The organism is Variovorax sp. GW821-FHT09B05 (genome assembly GCF_059418265.1).
On record NZ_JBWKPN010000007.1, the window covers coordinates 428,421 to 453,673 of the forward strand.

23 protein-coding genes are annotated in these 25,253 nt (G+C 69.9%); 5 read left to right on the forward strand and 18 right to left on the reverse strand.

The window, feature by feature from the left end; all coding sequences use genetic code 11:
* Positions 1-8 precede the first annotated feature (8 nt).
* Positions 9-995: a DUF2167 domain-containing protein gene (locus tag AC07RM_RS20800; RefSeq protein ID WP_495335722.1), complete on the forward strand. Its 987-nt coding sequence runs from the start codon at positions 9-11 to the stop codon at positions 993-995.
* Positions 996-997: 2 nt separating this feature from the next.
* Here the strand turns inward: AC07RM_RS20800 and AC07RM_RS20805 are convergent, their stop codons facing one another.
* The 6 genes from AC07RM_RS20805 to AC07RM_RS20830 are packed head-to-tail and all read right to left on the reverse strand — an operon-like array spanning position 998 to position 6,327.
* Positions 998-1,786: an enoyl-CoA hydratase-related protein gene (locus AC07RM_RS20805; protein ID WP_495335723.1), complete on the reverse strand. Its 789-nt coding sequence runs from the start codon at positions 1,784-1,786 to the stop codon at positions 998-1,000.
* Position 1,787: 1 nt separating this feature from the next.
* Positions 1,788-2,618, reverse strand: a complete 831-nt coding sequence (locus tag AC07RM_RS20810) for an SDR family NAD(P)-dependent oxidoreductase (RefSeq protein ID WP_093355812.1) — start codon at positions 2,616-2,618, stop codon at positions 1,788-1,790.
* Between the two features lie 29 nt (positions 2,619-2,647).
* Positions 2,648-3,067 (reverse strand): MaoC family dehydratase, encoded by a 420-nt coding sequence (locus tag AC07RM_RS20815; RefSeq protein WP_203201704.1) that lies wholly within the window; start codon positions 3,065-3,067, stop codon positions 2,648-2,650.
* A 14-nt stretch (positions 3,068-3,081) separates the two neighbouring features.
* On the reverse strand, positions 3,082-3,522 hold the full coding sequence (locus AC07RM_RS20820; protein WP_495335724.1) for a MaoC family dehydratase N-terminal domain-containing protein: 441 nt from the start codon (positions 3,520-3,522) through the stop codon (positions 3,082-3,084).
* A gap of 14 nt (positions 3,523-3,536) precedes the next feature.
* Positions 3,537-4,721: a lipid-transfer protein gene (locus AC07RM_RS20825; protein WP_495335725.1), complete on the reverse strand. Its 1,185-nt coding sequence runs from the start codon at positions 4,719-4,721 to the stop codon at positions 3,537-3,539.
* 43 nt (positions 4,722-4,764) lie between these two features.
* Positions 4,765-6,327 carry a long-chain-fatty-acid--CoA ligase gene (locus AC07RM_RS20830; protein ID WP_495335726.1) on the reverse strand — a complete coding sequence of 521 codons (1,563 nt, stop codon included), beginning with the start codon at positions 6,325-6,327 and terminating at the stop codon, positions 4,765-4,767.
* Between the two features lie 178 nt (positions 6,328-6,505).
* Here AC07RM_RS20830 and AC07RM_RS20835 point away from each other — a divergent pair, with 178 nt between their 5' ends.
* Both AC07RM_RS20835 and AC07RM_RS20840 read left to right on the forward strand, forming a co-directional pair.
* The gene (locus AC07RM_RS20835) at positions 6,506-7,558 is read left to right on the forward strand and encodes an AraC family transcriptional regulator (protein ID WP_398500631.1); all 1,053 of its coding nucleotides are present in this window, start codon (positions 6,506-6,508) and stop codon (positions 7,556-7,558) included.
* Between the two features lie 50 nt (positions 7,559-7,608).
* Positions 7,609-8,190, forward strand: a complete 582-nt coding sequence (locus tag AC07RM_RS20840) for a GbsR/MarR family transcriptional regulator (protein WP_093355795.1) — start codon at positions 7,609-7,611, stop codon at positions 8,188-8,190.
* Between the two features lie 34 nt (positions 8,191-8,224).
* Here AC07RM_RS20840 and cydX read toward each other — a convergent pair whose 3' ends face one another.
* From cydX to AC07RM_RS20900, 12 genes are all read right to left on the reverse strand, one after another.
* Positions 8,225-8,374: a cytochrome bd-I oxidase subunit CydX gene (gene cydX / locus AC07RM_RS20845; protein ID WP_093355792.1), complete on the reverse strand. Its 150-nt coding sequence runs from the start codon at positions 8,372-8,374 to the stop codon at positions 8,225-8,227.
* A gap of 21 nt (positions 8,375-8,395) precedes the next feature.
* Entirely contained in the window at positions 8,396-9,550 is a 1,155-nt protein-coding gene (cydB, locus tag AC07RM_RS20850; RefSeq protein WP_495335727.1) for a cytochrome d ubiquinol oxidase subunit II, read from the reverse strand.
* On the reverse strand, positions 9,547-11,148 hold the full coding sequence (locus AC07RM_RS20855; protein ID WP_490880077.1) for a cytochrome ubiquinol oxidase subunit I: 1,602 nt from the start codon (positions 11,146-11,148) through the stop codon (positions 9,547-9,549). Before AC07RM_RS20855 ends, cydB begins: the two co-directional genes overlap by 4 nt.
* 64 nt (positions 11,149-11,212) lie before the next feature.
* The gene (locus AC07RM_RS20860) at positions 11,213-12,919 is read right to left on the reverse strand and encodes an amino acid ABC transporter ATP-binding/permease protein (protein WP_495335728.1); all 1,707 of its coding nucleotides are present in this window, start codon (positions 12,917-12,919) and stop codon (positions 11,213-11,215) included.
* Entirely contained in the window at positions 12,916-14,610 is a 1,695-nt protein-coding gene (cydD, locus tag AC07RM_RS20865) for a thiol reductant ABC exporter subunit CydD (protein WP_495335729.1), read from the reverse strand. The genes AC07RM_RS20860 and cydD overlap by 4 nt, the downstream gene beginning before the upstream one ends.
* Positions 14,611-14,765: 155 nt before the next feature.
* On the reverse strand, positions 14,766-15,887 hold the full coding sequence (locus AC07RM_RS20870; protein ID WP_495335739.1) for an acyltransferase family protein: 1,122 nt from the start codon (positions 15,885-15,887) through the stop codon (positions 14,766-14,768).
* A 78-nt stretch (positions 15,888-15,965) separates the two neighbouring features.
* Complete coding sequence (locus AC07RM_RS20875) at positions 15,966-16,928, reverse strand: NAD(P)H-dependent flavin oxidoreductase (protein ID WP_093355778.1); 963 nt, start codon at positions 16,926-16,928, stop codon at positions 15,966-15,968.
* Positions 16,929-17,085: 157 nt separating this feature from the next.
* The gene (locus AC07RM_RS20880; RefSeq protein ID WP_495335730.1) at positions 17,086-18,876 is read right to left on the reverse strand and encodes an acyl-CoA dehydrogenase; all 1,791 of its coding nucleotides are present in this window, start codon (positions 18,874-18,876) and stop codon (positions 17,086-17,088) included.
* Positions 18,877-18,950: 74 nt separating this feature from the next.
* Positions 18,951-19,883 carry an electron transfer flavoprotein subunit alpha/FixB family protein gene (locus AC07RM_RS20885; RefSeq protein ID WP_422096564.1) on the reverse strand — a complete coding sequence of 311 codons (933 nt, stop codon included), beginning with the start codon at positions 19,881-19,883 and terminating at the stop codon, positions 18,951-18,953.
* Between the two features lie 14 nt (positions 19,884-19,897).
* Positions 19,898-20,647, reverse strand: coding sequence for an electron transfer flavoprotein subunit beta/FixA family protein (locus AC07RM_RS20890; protein WP_203201717.1), 750 nt, complete (start codon positions 20,645-20,647; stop codon positions 19,898-19,900).
* Between the two features lie 136 nt (positions 20,648-20,783).
* Complete coding sequence (locus AC07RM_RS20895) at positions 20,784-22,064, reverse strand: mechanosensitive ion channel family protein (RefSeq protein ID WP_093356142.1); 1,281 nt, start codon at positions 22,062-22,064, stop codon at positions 20,784-20,786.
* 75 nt (positions 22,065-22,139) lie between these two features.
* Positions 22,140-23,093, reverse strand: a complete 954-nt coding sequence (locus tag AC07RM_RS20900; protein WP_093356145.1) for a histone deacetylase family protein — start codon at positions 23,091-23,093, stop codon at positions 22,140-22,142.
* A 77-nt stretch (positions 23,094-23,170) separates the two neighbouring features.
* Between AC07RM_RS20900 and AC07RM_RS20905 the strand changes: the two genes are divergently transcribed.
* Positions 23,171-24,091, forward strand: a complete 921-nt coding sequence (locus AC07RM_RS20905; RefSeq protein ID WP_093356147.1) for an AAA family ATPase — start codon at positions 23,171-23,173, stop codon at positions 24,089-24,091.
* Complete coding sequence (locus AC07RM_RS20910) at positions 24,088-25,065, forward strand: DUF58 domain-containing protein (RefSeq protein ID WP_495335731.1); 978 nt, start codon at positions 24,088-24,090, stop codon at positions 25,063-25,065. The genes AC07RM_RS20905 and AC07RM_RS20910 overlap by 4 nt, the downstream gene beginning before the upstream one ends.
* Positions 25,066-25,253 lie beyond the last annotated feature (188 nt).

Sequence of the window (25,253 nt, forward strand, 5' to 3'; positions counted from 1 at the left end):
GAGAGAGCATGAGGATCCCCATGGCCCGCCTGTCGGCGGCCGCCCTGTTCGCGTTCGCCGTCCTGGCCGCCGGCCCCGCCGCCGCCGCGCCGCCGTCCAATCCCCCGAGTTCGGCCGCCGTGCCGGCCCACTCGCTCGAAGCCGAGCAGGAGGCCGCGTTCAAGGCCGCGCGCGCGGTGCAGAAGACCGGCCCGGCCGACATCGCCCTGCGCGACCAGGCCCACCTGAAGCTGCCGCCCGGCTATGTCTGGGTGCCCACGCCGGCCGCGGCACAGCTCATGCGCAGCATGGGCAACCGGGTCGACGACAGCTTCCTCGGCGCCGTCTTCCCGAACAACGACGCCGACTGGTTCGCCGTGGTGAAGTTCGTGAAGGAGGGCTATATCAAGGACGACGACGCCAAGGACTGGAACGCCGACGACCTGCTCAAGAGCCTCAAGGAAGGCACCGAGGCCGCGAACGAGGAGCGCGCCAAGCGCGGCATCCCGGCGATCGAGGTCACGGGCTGGGCGCAGAAGCCGCAGTACGACGCCTCGGTGCACCGCCTCGTGTGGTCGGCGCTCTCCAGGCACAAGGACGAGGCCTCGGGCAGCCAGGGCGTCAACTACAACACCTATGCGCTGGGACGCGAGGGCTACATCAGCCTGAACCTCGTGACCAACGCCAACGACCTCGAGAAGTACAAGCCCGACGCGACCCAGCTGCTGGCGGCGCTGCAGTACGACGACGGCAAGCGCTATGCCGACTTCGATGCCTCCACCGACAAGGTCGCGGCCTATGGCCTCGCGGCGCTGGTGGCGGGCGCGGCGGTCAAGAAGCTCGGCCTGTTCGCGGTGATCGCGGCCTTCCTGGCCAAGTTCGCCAAGATCATCGCGGTGGCGGTAGGCGGCGCGCTGTGGGGCGCGGGCAAGCTGTTCCGGCGCAAGGAGAAGGCGCCGGTGGCGAGCGACGCGCCGGCCGGCGGATTGCCGCCGACGAATCCGCCCGCGGCCTGAATTCAGCCGGCGCCGAACCGCGGCGCGCGCTTCTGCAGGAAGGCCGCCACGCCCTCGCGCGCATCGGCGCTGCCGGCGCGCTCGCGCAGCAGGCGGTGCTCGAGCGCCAGGTGCGCCTCGAGCGTGCGGCCCGGCGCATCGGCGCACAGCACCTTGATCGCGGCGAAGGACCCGGGTGCGCCCGCGGCCAGCCGCCGCGCCAGTGCCTCGCCGGCCGCTGCCAGTTCGGCGTCGGGATGCAGCGCATCGACCGCGCCGGCCGCCAGGCAGCGTCGGCTGTCGATGGGGTCGCTGAGCATCAGCCACTGCTGCGCGCGCAGCACACCGATGCGCCGCGCGAGGAACCACGAGCTGCCCGCGTCGGGCGACAGGCCGATGGCCGCATAACCGGTGCGCAGCTTCATCGACTCGGCCGCGAGCACGAAGTCGCCGGCCAGCGCGAGCCCCACGCCCGCCCCGCCGACCGCGCCGTTGAGCACCGTCACGAGCGGTGCCGGACCGTTCACCAGCCGCAGCAGCGCCGGATGCAAGGGATCGAGGATTTCATCGACCAGCGCGGGGAGGTCTTCCCCGGCCGCGACGAACTCCTCGATGTCGCCACCGGCGCAGAACACCCGGCCTTCGCCGGTCAGCAGCACCACGCGCGGCGCAGCCGCCAGCACCTCGTCGATCGCGCGCACCAGCGCGCGGCTGCTCGCGGCCCCGATCGCGTTGGCGCGTTCGGGACGGCGCAGCACGATGCGGCCGATGCCCTCCTCCACCGACCAGGCGATGCCGTGCTCGAGCGGCATCTCAGATGCCCGTGAGACCGCCGGTGCACATCAGCGTCTGGCCGCTGACGTAGTCCGACTCGGGAATGCACAGCAGGTAGACCGCGCCGGCCGCTTCCTCGGGCGTGCCGCCGCGGCCCAGCGGAATGGTCTGCTCCATCATCGACAGCAGGCCGGGGTTGATGCCGACCTTGATCTCGCGGCCGTCGATGTTGGCGGTGGTCGCATCGGCCGCGCTCGCGGTCAGCCGGGTCTGGATGAAGCCGAAGGCCACGCAGTTGACGGTGACGTTCATGCGCCCCCATTCCTTGGCCAGCGTCTGCGTCATGCCGACGATGCCGGCCTTGGCGGTCGCGTAGTTGGCCTGGCCCGCGTTGCCGAACAGCCCGGCCACCGAGGAGATGTTGACCACCTTGCGCACGGTGCGCCGGCCGGCCTCGGTCTCGGTCTTCGAGAGCTGGCGGATCACGGGCTGCGCCGCGCGCAGGATGCGGAACGGCGCCGTGAGGTGCACGTCGAGCATGGCGTACCACTGCTCGTCGGTCATCTTCTGCACCACGCTGTCCCAGGTGTAGCCGGCGTTGTTGACGATGATGTCGAGGCCCTGGAATTCGCTGACCGCGGTGCCGACGAAGCGCTCGGCGAAATCGGGCGCGGCCACGCTGCCGTTGCAGGCCACGGCCTGGCCGCCGGCGGCGCGGATCGCCTGCACGGTCTCGTCCGCGGGGCCGGCGTCGAGGTCGTTGACCACCACGCGCGCGCCTTCCGAAGCGAGCTTGAGCGCGATCGAGCGGCCGATGCCGCGGCCCGAGCCGGTGATGAGGGCGACCTTGCCTTCGAGTCTGGATGTCATGTCTGGATGTCTTTCTTCGTTGCCGATCCCTAGGCCAGCGCCACCAGCGCCTCGCCCGCGATCCGCACCTGGCCATGCTGGTTGGTGCTGCTGACTTCGACGCGCACGCAGCGCTCGCCGTCGCGCTCGAGCTTCTCGACCACGCGGCCCGTGCAGCGCACCGCATGGCCCAGGTGGGTCAGGCCCTGGAAGCGCACGTCGAAGCGGCGCAGTTGCGACTGCGGTGCCCACTGCGTGAGCAGCCGGCCGAGCCAGGCCATGCCCAGCATCCCCTGCGCGAACACGTCGGGCATGCCGGCGCGGCGCGCGAAGTCGATGTCGATGTGGATCGGGTTGTGGTCGCCCGAGGCGCCCGCGAACAGCGCGAGCGTGGTGCGGTCGACCGGCGGCAGTTGCAGCGGCGGCAGTTCGTCGCCGACCTGCACGGTGTCGTGGTTCGGTGCGGTCATGGGGTTCCTCGGGCTCAATGCCGGCAGACGATCACGGTGCGCAGCTCGGCCACCAGTTCGTCGCGCTGGTTGGTGGCGCGCGAGCTCTTCACCACGAACTCGAGCGCGCCGTTCTTCTTGTCGTAGATGTCGGTGATGGTCGAGCGCACCGTGACGGTGTCGCCCGCGCAGGCCGCGCGGTGGTAGCTGAAGCCTTGCTCGCCGTGCAGCAGCTTGGCCAGCGGTATGCCCAGGTCGGCCAGCAGCTGGCTGGACGCGCCCGAGTCGAGCTCGGCCGCGAACAGGAAGGTGGGCGGCGCGGGCAGGTCGGCATAGCCGGCATCGCGCGCGGCGGCGAGGTCGGTGTAGACCGGATCGGTCTCGCCGATCGCCTTGGCGAAGAACTGCAGCCGCGTGCGCTCCAGCGGCAGCACCGAGGCGGGCAGCTCGTGGCCGATCCATTTCCTGTCGATCATCGCCGGGCCTTTCTTCAGACGCGCTCGTAGAGCGTGACCACGCAGGCGCCGCCCAGGCCCAGGTTGTGCTGCAGCGCGAGCCGCGCACCCTCGACCTGGCGCTTGTCGGCCGTGCCGCGCAGCTGCTGGACCAGCTCTGTGCATTGCGCGAGCCCGGTGGCGCCCAGCGGGTGGCCCTTGGACAGCAGGCCGCCCGAGGGATTGGTCACGACCTTGCCGCCGTAGGTGTTGTCGCCCTCGACCACGAACTTCTCGGCCCCGCCCACCGGGCACAGGCCCAGCGCCTCGTAGCTGATCAGCTCGTTGTGCGCGAAGCAGTCGTGCAGCTCGACCACGTCGATGTCCTGCGGGCCCACGCCCGACGCCTCGTAGACCTTCTGCGCCGCCTCGCGCGCCATGCTGAAGCCGACCACCTCGCGCATGTCGCGCGCCTCGAAGCTCACCGGCTTGTCGGTGGTCATGGCCTGGGCCTTGATGCGCACGCTGCGGTCCAGGCCGTGGCGCTGCGCGAACTCGGCCGAGCAGACGATGGCGGCGGCCGCGCCGCAGGTCGGCGGGCAGGCCATGAGCCGCGTCATCACGCCGGGCCACATCACGGGCGTGGCCAGCACCTCGTCCTCGGTCACGACGCTGCGGAACAGCGCCACCGGATTGTTCGATGCATGACGGCTGGCCTTGGCACGGATCTTCGCGAAGGTCGACAGCTGCGTGCCGTACTGCTGCATGTGGGCCAGCCCCGCGCCGCCGAAGTAGCGCAGCGCGAGCGGCACCTGCTCGTTGCCCACCAGCTCGTCGGTGATGGCCTCGAAGCGGTCGAAGGGGCTGGGCCGGTCGTTGAACACCGCGCCCAGCGCGCCCGGGCTCATGTGCTCGAAGCCGAGCGCGAGCACGCAGTCGGCCGCGCCGCTGGCCACGGCCTGGCGCGCGAGGAACAGCGCGGTCGAGCCGGTCGAGCAGTTGTTGTTGACGTTGACCACCGGGATGCCGGTCATGCCGACCTCGTAGAGCGCGCGCTGGCCGGCCGTGGAGTCGCCGTAGACATAGCCCACGTAGGCCTGCTGCACCTGCTCGTAGCCGATGCCGGCATCGGCCAGCGCCGCGTTGAGGGCCTGCGCCGCCATCTGCGGATAGGGCAGGTTCGCGCCGGGCTTGGTGAAGGGGATCATGCCGACACCGACGACATGCACATCCTGGGTCATGGGAATTCCTCTCTGTGTAATGAATGGAAGCGAAACGAAAAGATCAGGCGATCGCGCGCTGGCGGTCCTTCCAGAACGGCTCGCGCAGCTTGGTCTTGAGCACCTTGCCGGCACCCGAGAGCGGCAACGCCTCGACCAGCGCCACGCTGCGCGGGCACTTGTAGCCCGCGATCAGGGTCTTGCAGTGCGCGATCAGCTCGTCGGCCGTGACCGGCTGCCCCGGCTTGGCGACCAGCACCGCATGCACGGCCTCGCCCCACTCCTCGCTCGGGATGCCGATGACCGCGCAGGCCGCGACCGCCGGATGCTGGGCGATGGCATTCTCGACCTCGGCCGAGTAGATGTTCTCGCCGCCGCTGATGATCATGTCCTTCATGCGGTCGACCACGAAGATGAAGCCGTCGTCGTCCATGTAGGCGCCGTCGCCGGTGTGCATCCAGCCCTCGCGCACCGCGGCGGCCGTCTGCTCGGGCTTGTTCCAGTAGCCGAGCATCACGTTCGGCCCGCGCACCGCCACCTCGCCCACCGTGCCGCGCGGCACCTCGGCGCCCTCGGCATCGACGATGCGCACTTCCATGCAGAAGCTCGCGCGGCCGGCCGAGCGCAGCTTGCCGGCCTTGCGGCCCTCGACCGTGTGGTACCAGGCGGGGTTGATGGTGGCGACCGGCGACAGCTCGGTCATGCCATAGGCCTGCACGAAGTCCACGCCCGGCAGCGCCGCCATCGCGCGGTTGAGCACGGCCTCGGAGATCGGCGAGGCGCCGTAGGCGATGCCGCGCAGGCTGCCGAGCTCGCGCGGCCTGTCGCGCATGGCGGGATGGTCGACCAGCATCTGGATCATGGTCGGCACCAGCAGCGTCTGCGTCACGCGCTCGCGCTCGATCGCGTCGAGCACGGCCTCGGGGTTGAACATCGGGATCACCACGTGCGTGTTGCCCTGGAACCAGTGCGGCCCCGAGATGCCCATGTCGGCCAGGTGGAACATCGGCGCCGCATGCAGGTAGCAGCCCTCGGCCGGCGCCATGCCCTCGGCCTGCGCGGCCAGCGCCGAGGCGCAGAGGTTGGCGTGGCTCAGCATCACGCCCTTGGGAAAACCCGTGGTGCCGCCGGTGTAGAAGATGCCGGCGAGGTCGTCGCCATGGCGGTAGGCGTCGGGCACCGGCGCCGCGCTGTCGAGCAGCGCCTCGTAGCCGAGCATGCCGGCGGGCACCGCGCCGTCGCCGCAGTAGACCAGCTCGCGCAAGGTGGTGGACTGGCCGCGCAGTTGCTCGGCGGCGGCGCGGAAGGCGTCGTCGACCAGCAGGATCTGCGAGCCCGAGTCCTCGAGCGAATAGAGGATCTCGGCCGGCGACCAGCGGATGTTGCAGGGATTGAGCACGCCGCCGCCCCAGGGCACGGCCATCTGGTATTCGAGGTAGCGGTCGGAATTGAGCGACAGCATCGCGACCCGGTCGCCGTTCTTCATGCCGAGTTTGCGCAGCGCGCCGGCCAGCCGGGCCACGCGTTCGCCGAATTCGCGGAAGCTCTTGCTGCGGCTGCCGAAGCGCACCGCGGTCTTGTCCGGTTTCTGCTGCATCGCGCGGTGCAGCGCCTGGGTCAGGTACATGGTGGCTCGTCTCCTAATCGTTGGTCTTGTCGTCACGCCTTTGTAGGTCTGTTTCTGGCGTGAGCGCATGGTAGAAATCCGGGCCCGGGCCGGCGATTGCGCTTCGCGTTGTTCGCATTGCAGAAAACGTCAATCGACGGCCCGGCGCGTCCCGTGTACGGTCGAATCGCCCTCTCCCATGCTGCAACCGCCCGTCACCATCCCGATCGCCTTCGTCGAAGGCATGCTCTCCGGCATCCGTGCCCGCGGCGCCGCCGCCCCCATCGACATCGACCGGGCGCTGGAAGACGCGGGCGTGCCGCCGCCGCTGCTGGCCGAGCCGGGCGCGCGCGTCACGGCCGAGCAGTACGTGGCGCTGTTCGCGCTCCTGATGGACCGGCTCGACGACGAGTCGCTGTGCTTCCTCACGCGCCGGATGCGCCGCGGCAGCCTGGCGCTGATCGCACGCTCCACGCTCGGCGCCCCCGATTTCGGCCATGCGCTGCGCCGCGTGGCCCACACCTTCAGCCTGCTGCAGGACGACCTGCGGCTGGTGCTGCTGCGCGAGGGCGAGCTCGCGGGCTTCGGCATCGCGATCGAGAACCCCGCGATCGGCCACCAGAACTTCCTGCACGAGCTGATGCTGCGCGTGTACTGGCGCCTGCTGGCCTGGCTGCACGGCGGGCGGCTGGCGGCGCGGCGCTTCGACTTCGGCTTCGCGCTGCCGCCCTACGCGGCCGGCTATGCCAAGGTGTTCCCGGGCACCTTGCGCTTCGGCCAGCCCTGCTCGGCCGTGTGGTTCGACGCCGAGGCGCTGCGCACGCCGATGCACCGCGACGCGCATGCGATCCGCGACTTCCTCGCGGCCTCGCCCGGCAACGTGATCCTGCCGCGGCTGGCCGAGCAGCCCATCAGCGCCAAGGTGCGCGAGATCCTGCAGCAGAAGCGCCCGGCCTGGGCCGACCTCGCGACCGTGGCCGCCAGCCTGCACATGTCGGTCAGCACCCTGCAGCGCCACCTGGCGACCGAGAGCACCTCGTTCCAGGCGCTCAAGGACCAGTTGCGGCGCGACGTGGCGATCGTGCGGCTGGCCACCAGCGCGGTGCCGCTGGCGGCGCTGGCGGCGGAGCTGGGCTTTGCCGACAGCGCGGCCTTCCAGCGCGCCTTCAAGACCTGGACCGGCGGAGCGCCGGGCTCGTACCGGCGCCGCGTGGCCGCGACGGGCGGTGGCGATTCCCTGCCGGCGCCCTGAGTTTTCAGAAGGTTCCGGAACCACCGCAAGGCCCGGGCGACAATCGCCCCATGCCTCCCACCTCCGACCTGCCCCCGCTCAACCGCCAGTTCGTCGCCCATTTCGGCGAGATGGGCAGCAAGTGGGGCATCAACCGCACCGTCGGCCAGATCTACGCGCTGATCTTCCTCTCGGAGCGCCCGCTCAATGCCGACGAGATCGCCGAGCTGCTCGAGTTCTCGCGCTCCAACGTGAGCATGGGCCTGAAGGAGCTGCAGGCCTGGCGCCTGGTGCGCCTGCGCCACCAGCCCGGCGACCGGCGCGAATACTTCGAGGCACCGTCGGACGTGTGGGAGATCTTCCGCGTGCTGGCCGAGGAGCGCCGCCGCCGCGAGATCGAGCCCACGCTCTCGATGCTGCGCAACGCCCTGCTCGAGTCGCCCCACAGCGAGGCCGAGCGCCATGCGCAGGAGCGCATGCGCGAGATGCACGACCTGATCGACCGGCTGATGAAGTGGTTCGACGACGTGCAGCGGCTGTCGCCCGAGACCGCGATGCAGCTCATGGGCATGGGCGCGACGGTGACGCGGGTGCTGACGCTCAAGGACCGCATCACGGGCGGGGCGGCGAAGCGAAAGAAGCCGGACGCCTGAGCGAGGGCCGTCGCATGCGGACGGCCTCACCCCCTCACAGACGCTCCTGCCCCTCCGGCGTTTCCGGCATCTCGAATTTCTCCTTGCGGACGGCGTCGTCGGCCATCAGCTCGAACCACATCGCATTGAGCACCGCGAAGGCGGCCGCCAGCGGCAGGCCGAGGATCCAGGCGAAGTACCACATCGTTCTTTTCCTTCCTTGCAATCAGTACGCGTGACCGCGTTCCTCGCGGATCGCCTTCTCGTCGACCTTGCCCCACAGCACGTGGTAGACCCAGGTCGTGTAGGCCACGATCAGCGGGATGAAGATGGCCGTGACCACCAGCATGATGAACAGCGTGAGGTGGCTCGAGGACGAGTCCCACACGGTGAGGCTGGCGCGCGGATCGATCGAGGACGGCAGGATGAACGGGAACATCGAGGCGCCCACGCTCAGGATGATGCCGGCGATGCCGAGCGCGCCGGCCAGCAGCGCGAGCAGTTCGCGCCGCAGCGCGAGCCCGGCCAGCGCCAGCAGCGCGCCCGCGAAGCCGGCCACCGGCGCGGCCAGGGTCCAGGGGTGGGCCGCGTAGTTCGCGAACCAGGCACCGGCCTGCAGCTCGACCGACTTGAGCAGCGGATTCGATGGCCCCATGGTATCGACCACACTGGTGATGCGGTAGCCGCCGATGGCCGAGGCCATCCAGAAGCCCGCCGTCGCATAGAGCACGATGGTGGCGGCGGCCGCGACCATGCCGTAGCGGCGCGAGCGCTCGGCCACGGGGCCGGCGGTCTTCAGCTGCAGCCAGGCCGCGCCGTGCATCGCCATCATCGCCACCGACACCAGCCCGCACAGCAGCGCGAAGGGGTTCAGCAGTCCGAGGAAGCTGCCGTCGTAGTGGATGTGCATGTCGGTCGCGAAGCGGAACGGCACGCCCTGCAGCACGTTGCCCACCGCCACGCCGAAGATCAGCGCGGGCACCAGGCCGCTGAAGAACAGCACGCCGTCCCAGCGCGCGCGCCATTGCGGCGACTCGCGCTTGCTGCGGAACTTGAAGGCCACCGGCCGCAGGATCAGCGCCGAGAGCACGACGAACATCGCGAGGTAGAAGCCCGAGAACGAGACGGCGTAGAGCTGCGGCCAGGCCGCGAACACGGCGCCGCCGCCGAGGATCAGCCAGACCTGGTTGCCTTCCCAGACCGGGCCCACGCTGTTGATGACGAGCCGGCGCTCGACGTCGTTGCGCGCCGCGAACGGCAGCAGCATGCCGCTGCCGAGGTCGAAGCCGTCGGTGACGGCGAAGCCGACCAGCAGCACGCCGATCAGCGCCCACCAGATGAAGCGCAGGGTGTCGTAGTCGAGGAGTGTGTGGAGGATCATGCGGCGCTCCCGGTGGTCGAGACGGCGTGGGCGGGCGGAACGTGCGAACGCGCATCGCCCTCGTCGGGCGAGTGCTCGGCGACCGGCCCCTTGCGGATCGCCTTGACCATCAGCTTGAGCTCGATGACCAGCAGCACGGTGTAGATGGCGACGAAGCCCGCGAGCGTGAACAGCACCGACTTGATGCCGATGTTCGAAACCGCCACCGCGGTCGGCAGCACGCCCTCGATCACCCAGGGCTGGCGGCCGAACTCGGCCACCAGCCAGCCGGCCTCGGCCGCGATCCACGGCAGCGGTATCGCGAGCACCGCGGCCTTGAGCAGCCAGCGGTGGCGGTCCAGCGTGCGGCGCGCCGACAGCACGAAGAAGGTGCCGGTCAAAAGGATCAGCAGCATGCCGATGCCCACCATGATGCGGAACAGCCAGAACAGCGGCGCCACCTGCGGCACCGTGTCCCAGGCCGCCTTGGCGATCTGCTCGTCGGTGGCCTGGCGCGGATCGTCCACGTAGCGCTTGAGCAGCAGCGCATAGCCCATGTCGACGCCGTTGTTCTCGAAGGCGTCGCGCACGCCCTGCGTGACCGGCTTGCCGCCGGCCTCGCGGATCTTCTGCAGCGCGTCGTAGGCCTTGATGCCTTCGCGGATGCGTGCCTCGGCGCGCTTCACGAGCTCGTCGATGCCCGGGATCACGGTGGTCAGCGAGCGCGTGCCGATCAGCCCCATCACGCCCGGGATGTGGATCGCGTAGTGGGTCTCGCGCGCGGCCTGGTCGGGAAAGCCGAAGGCGGTGAAGGCCGCGGGCGCGGGCTGGGTCTCCCACATGGCCTCGATGGCCGCGAGCTTCATCTTCTGGTGCTCGGTCGAGAGGTAGCCGCTCTCGTCGCCCAGCACCACCACCGACAGCGAGGCCGCGAGGCCGAAGGAGGCGGCCACCGTCATCGAGCGCTTGGCGAGCTCGATGTGGCGGCCCTTGAGCAGGTACCAGGCCGAGATGCCCAGCACGAACACCGCCGCGCAGACATAGCCGGCCGATACCGTGTGCACGAACTTGGCCTGCGCCACCGGGTTGGTCAGCACGGCGGCGAAATCGGTGACCTCCATGCGCATGGTCTGCGGATTGAAGGCCGCGCCCACCGGGTTCTGCATCCAGCCGTTGGCGATCAGGATCCACAGCGCCGAGAAGTTGGAGCCGATGGCCACGGCCCAGGTGGTGGCCAGGTGGCCGACCTTGGAGAGCCGGTCCCAGCCGAAGAAGAACAGGCCGACGAAGGTCGCTTCCATGAAGAAGGCCATCAGGCCCTCGATGGCCAGCGGCGCGCCGAAGATGTCGCCCACGTAGTGGCTGTAGTAGCTCCAGTTCATGCCGAACTGGAACTCCATCACCACGCCGGTGGCAACGCCCATCGCGAAGTTGATGCCGAACAGCACGCCCCAGAATTTCGTCATGTCGCGCCAGATCACGCGGCCCGTCATGACGTAGACGGTCTCCATGATCGCGATGACGACCGAGAGGCCCAGCGTCAACGGGACGAAGAGGAAGTGGTAGAGCGCCGTGACGGCGAATTGAAGTCGCGACAAGGCGACGATGTCGAGATCCATGATGGCTTCCTTTGTGTTCCCTGTGTTCTTCGTGGTGGAGTGGTTGGCGTTGCTTCGGTGTCGTTCAATCGGCGCGCAGTTGCCGCAGCGCGTGCGCGAAGGCCTCGCTGCCGCGCCGCAGGTCGGCGGCGATGCGGCCGTCCTCGATGCGCAGCAGCCGGTCGGCGAGCGCGGCCTCGCGCCGCAGGTGGGTGGCGATCACGAGCGTGCGGCCCTCGGCATGGCGCGCGAGGCGCTGCAGCACGTCGTGCGCGACCGCGGCATCGAGCGCCTCGGTGGGCTCGTCGAGCAGCCACAGCGGCACCGGGCGCAGGATGAGGCGCGCGAGCGCGAGGCGGCGCGACTGGCCGCCCGAGAGGCCGAGGCCGCCCTCGCCGAGGCGCGTGGACAGGCCGGCCGACAGGTCGCGCACGTCGTCGGCCAGGCCCGCGGCCTGCAGCACGGCCCACAGCTGTTCGTCGTCGGCAGCGGGATCGGCCAGCCGCAGGTTGTCGCGCAGCGTGTCCTCGAACAGTTCGGTGCGCTGCGTCAGCAGGCAGCACGGCAGCGCGGCCACATCGCCTCGGCGCGGCGCGAGCTCGCCCGCGATCACCGCGAGCAGCGTGGACTTGCCGCTGCCGCTCGGGCCGACGATGGCGACGCGCTCGCCTTCGGCGATGGTCAGCGACAGGTCTTCGAGCGCGGGCACGGTGCTGGCGCGGTGGAAGGCCTCGATGGCCTCGAGGCGCAGCGCGAGCGATGCGTCTTCCGGAAGCGGTGGCGCGGTGGGCGCATCGTCCTGCGCCATGCGGGGTGCCAGGCGACGCACCGCGAGCCAGGTGCGGCCCGCGTCGAGCGCGCCGCGGCGCAGCGCGGCGAAGGGTTCGAGCGCGGTGAGCGCCACCAGCAGCGCGAGCGCGGCAGCGGGTGCGCCGATCACGCCCTCGCCCACCAGCGCCGCCACCGCGAGCAGCACGGCCACCAGCGTGAGCGTGCCCGCGCCGCCATAGGCCAGGCCGGCCGTGCTTTCGAGACGGTTGAGCGCGAGGTCGGCGCGCGCCAGCCGGCGGTCGGCCGCGGCCAGCGCCTCGCGCTGCGCGTCGAGGCGGCCGGCCATCGCGAGCTCGGTCTGGCCGGCCACCAGGTCGGCCGCGCGCTCGCGCAGGGTTTCGATGGCGCGGGCGCGCCGCAAGGCCGGACGGCGCGCGCGGCGCGACACCGCGAAGGCCAGGCCCCAGCCCACGGCCACGAGCCAGGCCGCGAGCGCCGCGCCCATCGCGGCATGCATCGTGCCGAGCACCAGGCCGGCCAGCAACGCGGCGCCGAGCGCGGCGGCGGCGGGCACCAGCAGGCGCAGGTAGAGCGATTCGAGCGCATCGATGTCGCTGGTGAGCCGGAACAAGAGGCGCGCCGGACGCAGCGCCAGCGCGCGCGCCGCCTCGGCCCGCGCCCAGCCGCGGAACAGCCGCACGCGCAGCGCGGCCAGCGCGCCGAAGGTGGCGTCGTGCGTGACCAGCCGCTCGCCGTAGCGCGAGGCGGTGCGGCCCAGCGCCAGCAGCCGGATGCCGGCCGAGGGCGCGAACACGTCGAAGGTGAAGGCCGTGGCCGCATGCAGGCCCGCGAGCGCGGTGGCGGTGATGAACCAGCCCGAGAGCCCGAGCAACGCCATGCCGGTGAGCACGGTCACGGCGGCCAGCAGCGCGCCCCAGCGCAAGGCGCGCGACTGGGCCGCGAAGAAGGGGCGCAGCACCAGGCGCAGCTCGCCGGTGTGACGGTGCGTGTTCGGCTTCATGCGGCCTTCTCCGCGACATCGGCGCCGAGCTGCACGACGCGGTCCAGGCGCGCGGCCAGCGCGGGGTCGTGCGTCGCGACGATCATGGTGCGGCCGCGCGCGAGCGCGAGCAGCGCATCGGCCACGCGCCGCGCGGTCTCGGTGTCGAGGTGGGCGGTGGGCTCGTCGACCAGCAGCAGGTCGGCCTGCGGATGGACCGCGATGCGCGCCAGCGCGAGGCGCACGGCCTCGCCGCCCGACAGGCCCAGGCCGCCCTCGCCCAGCGCCGCGCCCGGATGCGCCTGCGCGACATGCTCGAGCTGCGCGAAGCGCATCGCGGCCTCGACGCTGCCCGCGTCGAGCGCCCGACCCAGCGCGACATTGGCGGCGACAGGGCCCGCGAACACGTGCGGCTTCTGGCCCATCCAGCCGATGCGCGCGCGCAGCGCGGCGGCCGTGCGGTCGTTCATCGGCACGCCGCCGATCAGGATCTCGCCGTGCTGCGCCGGCACCAGGCCCGCGAGCAGCGACAGCAGCGCGGTCTTGCCGGCACCGCTGGCGCCTGCCAGCGCGATGTGCTCGCCCGCGGCGACGCGCAGCTCGCAGCCTTCGAACACGTGGCGCGATTCGCCGGGCCAGGCGAAGTGCAGGTCGTGCACGACCACCGAGGGCACGGCGTTCGAGGGCTGCATCGAGACCACGTGCACGTCCGGCGCGTGGGCGCCCGGCAGCGGCAGCGCCTCGCGCCGCAGGCCCTCGAGCGCCTCGAGCGCGGCCTCGCCCGCCGCGCGGTCGTGCCACACGGCCGAGAGTTCGCGCAGCGGTTCGAAGAAGGCCGGCGCGAGCAGCAGCACGAACAGGCCCTGGCCCAGGCTCAGCGGCCCGTTCCAGGTGCCGAAGCCCAGCGTGCCCAGCAGGTGGAAGCCGACGTAGACCGCCACCATCGCCACGCCCAGCGCCGAGAACAGCTCGAGCACGGCCGAGGACAGGAAGGCGATGCGCAGCACGGCCATGGTGCGTTCGCGCAGCGACTGCGCCGAATCGGCGAGCCGCGCCGCCGTGGCATCGACCGCGCCGAGCGCGCGCAGGGTCGCGAGGCCGCGCAGGCGGTCGAGCAGGAAGGCGTTCATGCCGCCCATCTGCACCATCTGCGCCTCGCTGGCCGCCTTGGCGCGCCAGCCGACGATGGCCATGAACAGCGGGATCAGCGGCGCCGCGAACAGCAGCACCAGCGTCGCCACCCAGGTCTGGCTCGCGACCGCGGCGAGGATCGCGAGCGGCACCACCGTGGCGCGCCAGCGCGCGGGCTGGTAGCGCACCAGGTAGGGCACCAGCGCCTCGGCCTGCTCGGCCAGCGCGCTCGCGGCCAGGCCCGAGGGCACGCGACCGCGGTCGAGCGGCGAGGCGCCGGCCAGTGCCTCCGCGGCCTGGGCGCGCAAGTCCGAGAGCCGAGCACGCGCCCGCCCGAAGGTGCGCCGCGCGCCCCAGGCTTCGCAGGCGGCGCGCAGCCAGCCGAACGAGAGGATGCCGAGCGCCGGCCACAGCACCGCGGCCAGCCCGCCGCCATCGGTCCCATCGGCCAGCGCCTGCACCGCCCCCGCCAGCAGCGCCGCCTGCGGCAGCCACAACAGGGCCGCCGCGCCCTGCACCACGCCGCCGATCTCCGGCCGGGCCAGGGCACGCAGGGGTCGACGGTGGGCGGAAGGGTTCATCTGTTTTTGATTTCGTGAATTTTCAGTATTTACTGAAATTTCCACAATGATACCGAAAACCTGACCGGACAGCGAGCACGGCGAAGCCTGCCCGCTTCGCCGGGCGGGCGCAAGTCAACGAAGGAACGCGTGCGGCCGCAATGGCCGGCGGGATCTCAGTGCGAGACGACGATGCCGCTGATCAGCAGCCCCGCGAACAGCGCGGCGACGGCGCGCCACGAGGCCGGCCGGGTCTCGACCCAGCGGTACAGCAGCGCGGCCGCGGCGATCGACAGGCCGAAGGTCGCGAGCATGCCGAGCCCGTCGACCCAGGGCGCGTGCGGCCCGAGCCGCACCACCGCGGCATTCACCGCGAGCAGCACGGGGAAGTGGATCAGGAACAGCGAATAGGACATGCGTCCCAGCCGCTGCAGCGCGACCGCCGCCAGCGGCCAGCGCGGCGGCGACAGCCACTGCCGCCGCTGCGCCACCGCGATCAGCAGCGCCGTGACCAGCGCGGTCGCGATGCGGCTGCGCCATTCGAGCGCCAGCGCGCCCGTGCCCACCAGCAGCAGCAAGGCGACCGCGCTCTGCCAGGTGCTCGCGCGCGTGGCGCGGCCGATCCAGAACACCAGCATGCCGAGGCCGTAGGCGCCGAAGAAATAGAAGGCTGTGTCGTCGAGTTCGGCATCGCGGTTGAACAGCGCCAGCGACGCGACGGCCACGCCGAGCACCAGCAGCACCGCGAGCCAGCGCCGGCGCGCGGCTTCGCCGGGCCGGCGCGCCTGGTCGGCCGAGGGCGCGAGCAGCGCCGGCAGGCCGATCAAGGTGAGCGCCAGCGCGAACAGCTGGAAGTCGATCGCCACGTACCAGACGCCGGTGGACAGCGCCTCGTAGCCCAGCAGGTCCTGCAGCAGCAGCCCGTGCGCGAGCAGTTGGCCGATGCTCGGCGAGGCCGGCACGAGGTCGGCGTCGAGCCAGGGCCGCACCGCGGCCGCCACCAGCACGCAGACGGTGAGCGCGGCGAGGTAGGGCATCACCAGCCGGCCGTAGCGCTGGACGATGCGCACCAGCGGGCGGTCGATGCGCAGCAGCCCGTCGGGCGCGAGGCTGGCCGCGGCCAGGAAGCCGGCGATCACCAGGAAGATCTGCACCGCGAGCCGCCCGTCGCTGGCCAGCCAGCCGAGGAAATCGGGCGCGAGCGGCAACGCGCCCGCGGGCATCGGCCCGTAGCGCGACAGGTGATGCCCGACGATCACCGCGCAGGCGAGCCCCTTGGCCGCGTCGAGCAGCGGCATGCGCTCCCGCCGCGCGGCGGGAGCAGGCGCGGCACTCGCCGCCGGGGCCGGCAGGTCGTTCACGCTAGGAACGCGTTCTCAAAGCGCGAGCCGCTGGCGAGCCTCCTGGTATTCGCGCTTGAGCTTCTCGATGAAGACGCCGGCGCTCGACACCTCGCTGATCGCGCCGATGCCCTGGCCCGAGCCCCAGATGTCCTTCCAGGCCTTGGCCTTGCTGCCATCGCCGCCCGAGAAGCTCATGGTCTTCACGTCGCCCTCGGGCAGGTTTGCCGGGTCCATGCCGGCGTTGACGATGCTGGGCGCGAGGTAGTTGCCGTGCACGCCGGTGAACAGGCTCGAGTAGACGATGTCGTCCGAAGTGCCCTCGACGATGGCCTGCTTGTAGGCATCGCTCGCGCGCGCTTCCTCGGTGGCGATGAAGGCAGTGCCGATGTAGGCGAAGTCGGCGCCCATGGCCTGCGCCGCGAGCACCGCGCCGCCGGTGGCGATAGCGCCCGACAGCGCGATCGGGCCGTCGAACCACTGGCGGATTTCCTGGATCAGCGCGAACGGGCTCTTGATGCCCGCATGGCCGCCGGCACCGGCCGCCACCGCGACGATGCCGTCGGCGCCCTTCTCGATCGCCTTCTGCGCGAACTTGTTGTTGATCACGTCGTGCAAGGTCACGCCGCCGTAGCTGTGGACCGCGTCGTTGACGTCGGTGCGCGCGCCCAGCGAGGTGATGACGATCGGCACCTTGTACTTCACCACCATCTCCATGTCGTGCTCGAGGCGGTCGTTGCTCTTGTGCACGATCTGGTTGATGGCGAAGGGCGCGGCGGGTTTGTCGGGGTTGGCCTTGTTGTAGGCCGCGAGCTCCTCGGTGATCTCGATCAGCCACTCCTCGAGCTGCGCCGCGGGCCGCGCGTTGAGCGCCGGCATCGAGCCGACCACGCCGGCCTTGCATTGCGCGATCACGAGCTTGGGGTTGCTGATGATGAACAGCGGCGAGCCGATGATCGGCAGCGGCAGGTTCGCGAGCACGGGGGGCAGTTTCGACATGGTCGTTGTCTCAGGGGTTGTTGAATTCGGAAGCGGACAGCCGGACGCGGAGGACGCGAAGATTCCGCGAAGTGCGCAAAAGCAAAAACCAAATTTTGATTTCTCTTTCGCGTCCTTTGCGTAACCTTTGCGACCTTCGCGTACGGAAGTCCGGATGTCAGAAGGCCTCGAGCGCCAATGCGTTCACGCTCTCGGCGCCGTCGACGATGCTGTCGCGCAGGCCCGGCGCCTTCGCGAGGATGTGCTCGGCATAGAAGCGCGCCGTGGTGATCTTGGCCTGCATGAAGTCGACGTCGACGTTGTGCGAGGCCTGGTCCTGCGCCACGATCAGCGAACGCGCGAGCTGCCAGCCGGCCACCAGGTTGCCCGCGAGCATCAGGTAGGGCACGCTGCCCGCGAACACCGCGTTGGGCGAGGCCTTGGTCTGGCCCGCGACGAAATCCACCACCTCGACGAAGGCCTCGCGCGCGGCCTTCAGGCGCTTGAGCACGGCCTTGGCGGCGGCGCTGTCGTTCTTCGCGAGCTCCGCCTCGGTCTTCTCGATCTGCGCGGCGATGGCCTTGGCGGTCTGGCCGCCGTCGCGCGCGGTCTTGCGGCCCACGAGGTCGTTGGCCTGGATCGCGGTCGTGCCTTCGTAGATCGTGAGGATCTTCGCGTCGCGGTAGTACTGCGCCGCGCCGGTCTCCTCGATGAAGCCCATGCCGCCGTGCACCTGCACGCCCAGCGAGGTCACCTCCAGGCTCATCTCGGTGCTGTAGCCCTTGACCAGCGGCACCATGAATTCGTAGAAGGCCTGGTTTTGCTTGCGCGCGTCGGCATCGGGATGGTGGTGCGCGGCGTCGTAGGCCGCGGCGGCCACGCTGGCCATCGCGCGGCAGCCTTCGGTGTAGGCACGCATGGTCATCAGCATGCGCTTCACGTCGGGGTGATGGATGATCGCCGCGCTGGCATTGATCGAGCCATCGACCGGGCGGCTCTGCACGCGCTCCCTGGCATAGGCCACGGCATGCTGGTAGGCGCGCTCGGCGATCGCGATGCCCTGCATGCCCACCGCGTAGCGGGCCGAGTTCATCATGATGAACATGTACTCGAGGCCGCGGTTCTCCTGGCCCACCAGATAGCCGACGGCACCGCCGTGGTCGCCGTACTGCAGCACCGCGGTCGGCGAGGCCTTGATGCCCATCTTGTGCTCGATGCTCACGCAGTGCACGTCGTTGCGCGCGCCCGGCGAACCGTCGGCGTTCAGCAGGAACTTCGGCACCACGAACAGGCTGATGCCCTTCACGCCCTCGGGCGCGCCGCTCACGCGCGCCAGCACGAGGTGCACGATGTTCTCGGCCATGTCGTGCTCGCCGTAGGTGATGAAGATCTTGGTGCCGAAGACCTTGTAGCTGCCGTCGGGCTGCGGCTCGGCGCGGCTGCGCACCAGCGCGAGGTCGCTGCCGGCCTGTGGCTCGGTGAGGTTCATCGTGCCGGTCCACTGGCCGCTCACGAGCTTCTCGAGGTAGGTGGCCTTGAGTTCGTCGGAGCCCGCGGTCAGCAGCGCCTCGATGGCGCCGTCGCTGAGCAGCGGGCACAGCGCGAAGCTCATGTTGGCCGAGTTCAGCATCTCGCCGCAGGCGGCGCCGATGGTCTTGGGCAGGCCCTGGCCGCCGAAGTCGGCCGGATGCTGCAGGCCCTGCCAGCCGCCCGACACGTACTGCGCGAAGGCGTCCTTGAAGCCGGCCGTGGTCGTGACCTCGCCGTCCTTGAACGACGAGGGATTGCGGTCGCCCGCGACGTTGAGCGGCGCGATCACGTCCTGGTTGAAGCGCGCGCATTCCTCGAGCACGGCCTGCGCGGTCTCGAGGCCGGCGTCCTCGAAGCCGGGCAGCCTGGCGATCTCGCCGATGTTGGCCAGGTGCTCGATGTCGAACAGCATGTCCTTGAGGGGGGCGGTGTAGCTCATCTCATGTCTCCCGATACTGCGGATGTGAAAAGGGCATCGCGAACGATGCCCTCTGGCTCAATGCAATGGCGCGATCAGAGCGCCTTGACCAGTTCCGGCACGGCCGTGAACAGGTCGGCCACGAGGCCGTAGTCGGCGACCGAGAAGATCGGCGCTTCCTCGTCCTTGTTGATCGCCACGATCACCTTGGAGTCCTTCATGCCGGCCAGATGCTGGATCGCGCCGGAGATGCCCGCGGCGATGTACAGCTGCGGCGCCACGATCTTGCCGGTCTGGCCCACTTGCCAGTCGTTGGGCGCGTAGCCCGCGTCGACGGCGGCGCGGCTGGCACCGAGACCGGCGTTGAGCTTGTCGGCCAGCGGGGCCATCACTTCGGTGAACTTCTCGGCGCTGCCCAGCGCGCGGCCGCCCGAGACGATGATCTTGGCGGCCGTCAGTTCGGGGCGTTCGCTCTTCGTGACCTCGCGGCCGACGAAGCTGCTCTTGCCGCTGTCGGCCACGCCTTCGGCGGTTTCGACCGTTGCGCTGCCACCGGTGGCGGCCGCGGCGTCGAAGCCGGTCGTGCGAACGGTGATCACCTTGGTCGCATCGCTGCTCTGCACGGTGGCGATGGCGTTGCCCGCGTAGATCGGACGCTCGAAGGTGTCGGGGCTGTCGACCTTGGTGATGTCGCTGATCTGCGCGACATCGAGCTTGGCCGCCACGCGCGGCGCGACGTTCTTGCCGTTGGCGGTCGAGGGGAACAGGATGTGGCTGTAGTTGGAAGCGATCGCGAGGACCTGCGCCGCGACGTTTTCAGCGAGGTTCTCGGCGAGGCTCGGGCTGTCGGCTGCGATGACCTTGGTGACGCCAGCGATCTGGGCAGCGGCCTTGGCGGCTTCGGCCGCGTTGGCACCGGCCACGAGCACGTGGACGTCGCCACCGCAGGCGAGCGCGGCGGTCACGGTGTTGAGGGTGGCCGGCTTGATGCTGGCGTGGTCGTGTTCGGCAATGACGAGTGCGGTCATGTTCGTTGTCTTCCTCAGATCACTTTGGCTTCGTTCTTCAGCTTGTCCACCAGGGTCGCCACGTCGGGCACCTTGATGCCGGCGCCGCGCTTCGGCGGTTCCGAGACCTTGAGGGTCTTCAGCCGCGGCTTGACGTCCACGCCGAGGTCCTCGGGCTTGAAGGTGTCGAGCTGCTTCTTCTTGGCCTTCATGATGTTGGGCAGCGTGACGTAGCGCGGCTCGTTGAGGCGCAGGTCGGTCGTGATGACGGCCGGCAGCGTGAGCGAGACGGTCTCGAGGCCACCGTCGACTTCACGGGTCACGTTGGCTTTGTCACCGGCGACTTCGACCTTGCTCGCGAAGGTGGCTTGCGGCAGGTCGGCCAGCGCGGCCAGCATCTGGCCGGTCTGGTTGGCATCGTCGTCGATGGCCTGCTTGCCGAGGATGATCAGTTGGGGCTGCTCCTTGTCGACCAGCGCCTTGAGCAGCTTGGCGACGGCCAGCGGCTGCAGTTCTTCCGAGGTCTCGACCAGGATGCCGCGATCGGCGCCGATGGCCATCGCGGTGCGCAGGGTTTCCTGCGACTTGGCGTCGCCGCACGAAACGGCGATGACCTCGGTCACCACGCCCTTTTCCTTCAACCGCACGGCCTCTTCGACGGCGATCTCGTCGAAGGGGTTCATGCTCATCTTGACGTTGGCGATGTCCACGCCCGTGCCGTCGCTCTTGACGCGCACCTTCACGTTGTAGTCGACGACCCGTTTGACAGGCACAAGAACCTTCATTGACTTGACTCCATTGGGATTGCAAAAAGGGGGCTTCGAGAGCAACCGGTCATTCTAGGACGCGACCTTTGCCGTCTCTGATCTGATTCCGATTCACGCCGCGGGGCGAAAAAAGAACGGTCGTGCTTTTCCTCGATTATAGAGCAGCGTCCGCCGGCGGCGAAATCCCGGGCGGCAGCGACTCCACGCGCAGCACGCGCTGCGGATAGGGAATGTCGATCTTCGCGGCGCGCAGGCCTTCGAGGATCGCGACGTTGATCGCCGAGCGCAGGTTGTCCTTGCCCTTGTCGGGATCGGCGACCCAGAAGTTCAGCGTGAACTCCAGCCCGTCGGGCGCGAAGTTCATCAGGAAGGCCACCGGCGCCGGGTCGGTCATCACGCGCGACTGGGCCTTGGCGGCATCGCAGAGGATCGCCTGCACCTGCGCCACGTCGCTCTCGTAGCCGACCACGATGCTGGTCGTGATGTTGAACTTGCGGTCCGCGATCGAGAGGTTCTCCACGCGCGAGGTGATCAGCGACTCGTTCGGCACGATCGCCTCGCGGCCGTTGCCGGCGCGGATCAGCGTGTAGCGGGTCTTGATGTCGGTGATGCGGCCCTCGAAGGTATCGACCTTGACGTTGTCGCCGATGCGGATCGAGCGCTCGAGCAGGATCACGAAGCCGCTCACGTAGTTGGCCGCCAGCTTCTGCAGGCCGAAGCCCAGGCCGACGCCGAGCGCGCCGCCGAGCACCGACAGCGCCGTGAGGTCCACGCCCACAGCCGACAGCGCGAACAGCAGGCCCACGAGCAGCAGCAGCGCGCGCACCGCGTTCGAGGCCACCTTGCGCATCGACAGGTCGGTGACGGCCTCGCGCAGGATGCGCTTCTCGATCGTCGAGGCGATCCACAGCGCGATCACCAGCACCAGGCCGGCCGACAGCGCGCCCTGGATGATGGTCTGCAGGCTCACCTTGGTCTTGCCGAAGGCCAGCGTGATGTCGTCGAGCTCGGCCAGCACCGGCGGCAGCAGGCCGATGATCCAGAGCACGGCCGCGAGCCAGGCCAGCCACGAGATGGTGCGCTCGAGCAGCCGCACGAGGTTGGAGGCCGGGAACACGGCGCGCAGTACGCGCGCGAACAGCCGGATGACGGCGAGCGACAGGAACACCGAGACGCCGATGCGCAGCACCAGGATGGTCTGGTACTCGGCCACCAGCCGCCGCGCGAGCTCGGCGAACACCAGCGCCATGAGCGGGAACAGCACGCCATCGAAGGTGCGCTCGCCGAACCAGATCGAGTCCTTGGGCTGGTCGCGCCCGAACCAGCGGCAGATGCCCCAGGCCAGGGCGATGCAGGCGGCGAGCGCGGCCAGCTCGATGGCGATGCCGCGCGCATCGACCTGCGCGAGTCGTTGGGTGAAGTCGTTGAAGTTCATCTCTTGCAGCAAAAGGGGCCGGGCCCACACACGGCGCGCTCGGCGCACCACCGGGGTGCGCCCGCGCCCTTCGGATCAGAGGTCGGCCAGCACCCGGATGTGCGCTTCCACGCTGCGCGCGAGCGCGTCGAGGTTGTAGCCGCCCTCGAGCATCGAGACGATGCGTCCGCGCGAATGGCGGCGCGCCACGTCGCGGATGCGGTCGGTGATCCAGGCGAAGTCGTTTTCGTTGAGACCGAGCTGCCCGAGATCGTCTTCCCGGTGCGCATCGAAACCCGCGCTCACGAACACCATCTGCGGCCGGAACGCCTCGAGCCGGGGCATCCAGATCGCCTCGATCATCTCGCGCACGTCCATGCCCTTGGTGTAGGCCGGGATCGGCAGGTTGAGCATGTTCGACGCCGGATGCTCGGTGCCGCTGTAGGGATAGAACGGGTGCTGGAAGAAGCCGACCATCAGCACGCGCGGATCGTCCGACAGGATGTTCTCGGTGCCGTTGCCGTGGTGCACGTCGAAGTCGACCACGGCCACGCGGTCGAAGCCGTGCACCTCGAGCGCATGGCGCGCCGCGATCGCGACGTTGTTGAGGAAGCAGAAGCCCATCGCCTGCTCGCGGCAGGCATGGTGGCCGGGCGGACGCACGGCGCAGAAGGCGTTCTCGACCTCGCCGGCGATCACCGCGTCGGTGGCGGCGATGGCCGCCCCGGCGGCGCGCCGGGCCGCCAGCAGCGTGAAGCGGTTGAGCGCGGTGTCGGGGTCGATGTGCGCATGGTCGGGGCCGCCGACCGGCTCGTCGGCCACCAGCCGCTGGTGCAGCGCCTCGAGGTACTCGACGTGTTCGGTGCTGTGCGCCCGGGTGATCTGCGGCAGCGTGGCCAGCGGGACGTCGCGCCGCTCGAGCGCGTCGCCGACGCCGGTGGCCAGCAGCCGGTCCTCGATGGCATCCAGGCGCTCGGGGCATTCGGGATGACCCCGGCCCATGTCGTGCTTCCAGCAGTCGCGATGAGTGAAGTAACCGGTCTTGCCCATGTCTCGGTGTCGCGTCTAGACCTCACGCGGCGCGGGGCTGCCGGGTCTTACGGTATCGTTTGCATATGGATACAAATATGGACGTTGCCGCGAAGCTTGCCACTTTGCTAAGCCAGCTTAACACGGTGATCGTGGGCAAGGAGGCCCAGGTGCGCGACTGCGTGGCCTGCCTGCTGGCCGGCGGCCACCTGTTGATCGAGGACGTGCCCGGGGTCGGAAAGACCACCCTGGCCCATGCGCTCTCGCACACCTTCGGCCTGCAGTTCTCGCGCGTGCAGTTCACGGCCGACCTGATGCCGGGCGACCTCTCGGGCGTGGCGATCTACGACCGCGGCCAGCAGGCCTTCGTGTTCCATCCGGGCCCGATCTTCTCGCAGGTGCTGCTGGCCGACGAGATCAACCGCGCCAGCCCCAAGACCCAGAGCGCGCTGCTCGAGGCGATGGAGGAGAAGCAGGTGACGATCGAGGGCGAGACCCGCCCCCTGCCCACTCCCTTCTTCGTGATCGCCACGCAGAACCCGCAGGACCAGCTCGGCACCTTCGCGCTGCCCGAGTCGCAGCTCGACCGCTTCCTGATGCGCATCTCGCTCGGCTACCCCGACCGCGCCGCCGAGCGCCAGCTGCTGTCCGGCATCGACCGCCGCGAGATGCTGGCCACCCTGCCCGCGCTGCTCACGCCCGGCGAGTTGACCGCGCTGCAGCAGCGCGTGCAGCAGGTGCACGCCGCCGAGCCGCTGCTGAACTACGTGCAGGACCTGATCGCCGCCACCCGCTCGGGCCGCTGGTTCCTGCAGGGCCTGTCGCCGCGCGCCGGCATCGCCGTGCTGCGCGCCGCCAAGGCCCAGGCCCTGCTCGCCAACCGCCACTACGTCGCGCCCGACGACGTGCAGGCCGTGCTGCCGCAGACGGTGGCGCACCGCCTCACGCCGGTCGGCGATGCCGGTCGCGGCGCGGTCGAGCAGGTGCGGGCGATGATCGCGGCGGTGCCGCTGCCGTGAACGCCGTCGGCGCCATCCGCTCGCGCATCGACGGCTGGTTCCTCTCGCGCCGGCCGCCGTCGGACACGCTCGAGCTCACGCAGCGCAACGTCTACATCGTGCCCACGCGCGCCGGCTGGACCCTGGCGCTCACGCTGCTGGTGCTGCTGGTGGCGTCGATCAACTACCAGCTCAACCTCGGCTACCTGCTGACCTTCCTGCTCGCGGGCAGCGTGGCGGTGGGCATGCACGTTTGCCACGGCACCTTGCGCGGGCTGGCGATGCACCTGATGCCGCCCGATGCGCATTACGCGGGGAGCGCGGCGGTGTTCCGGGTGGTGCTGCACAACGCGCGGCGCGGGGTGCGCTACGGGATCGGGATGGCGGTTCGCGGCAGCGGGCAATGGGCCTGGACCGATGTGCCGGCGCAGGGCAGCTCGACGGTGGAGATCGCTTTTCTGCCGGAGCGAAGGGGGTTGCATCCGGTGCCGGCGTTGACGGCGGAGACGCGGTTTCCGCTGGGTACTTTTCGCGTGTGGACGGTGTGGCGGCCGGCTTCTCGGATGCTGGTGTATCCGGCGCCTGAGGTGCATCCGCCGCCTTTGCCTGCGGGGGAACCGTTGTCGGGGTCTGCGGCTGTTTCTTCTGTTGTGCGGTCTCTGGGGGCTGGGGAGTATGACGGGGTGCGGGCTTATCGGCGGGGGGATCCGTTGAAGCTGGTGGTCTGGAAGAAGGCGGCGCAGGCGTTGGCTGCGGGGTCTGAGGAGTTCGTGAGTCGGGATGCTCAGCAGACGCAACGCGAGGAGCTTTGGCTGGATGCGCAGGCTACTGGGTTGGCCGATGGTGAAGGGCGGGTTTCTCGGTTGTGTGCCTGGGTGTTGATGGCGGATCGGTTGGGGGTGGACTATGGGGTTCGTGTTGGCGGGCGGGTGTTGAAGCCTTCGCAAGGGGAGGCGCATCGGAGGGCTTGTCTGGAGATGCTGGCTCTATGTTGACTTCCTGGGTTTGGGTTGTTCTTGGCTTTGCTCTTCTTGCGAAGGGCGTTGGCCGGGTCTCGCCCCGGCGGGCGACTTACTTTTCTTGTCTCGCCAAGAAAAGTAAGCAAAAGAAGGCGACCCCACTGTCTGTGTCCCTCCGCTTCGCTGCGGGCAACCTGCGGTGCTCGGAGAAAGCGGGGGTCCGC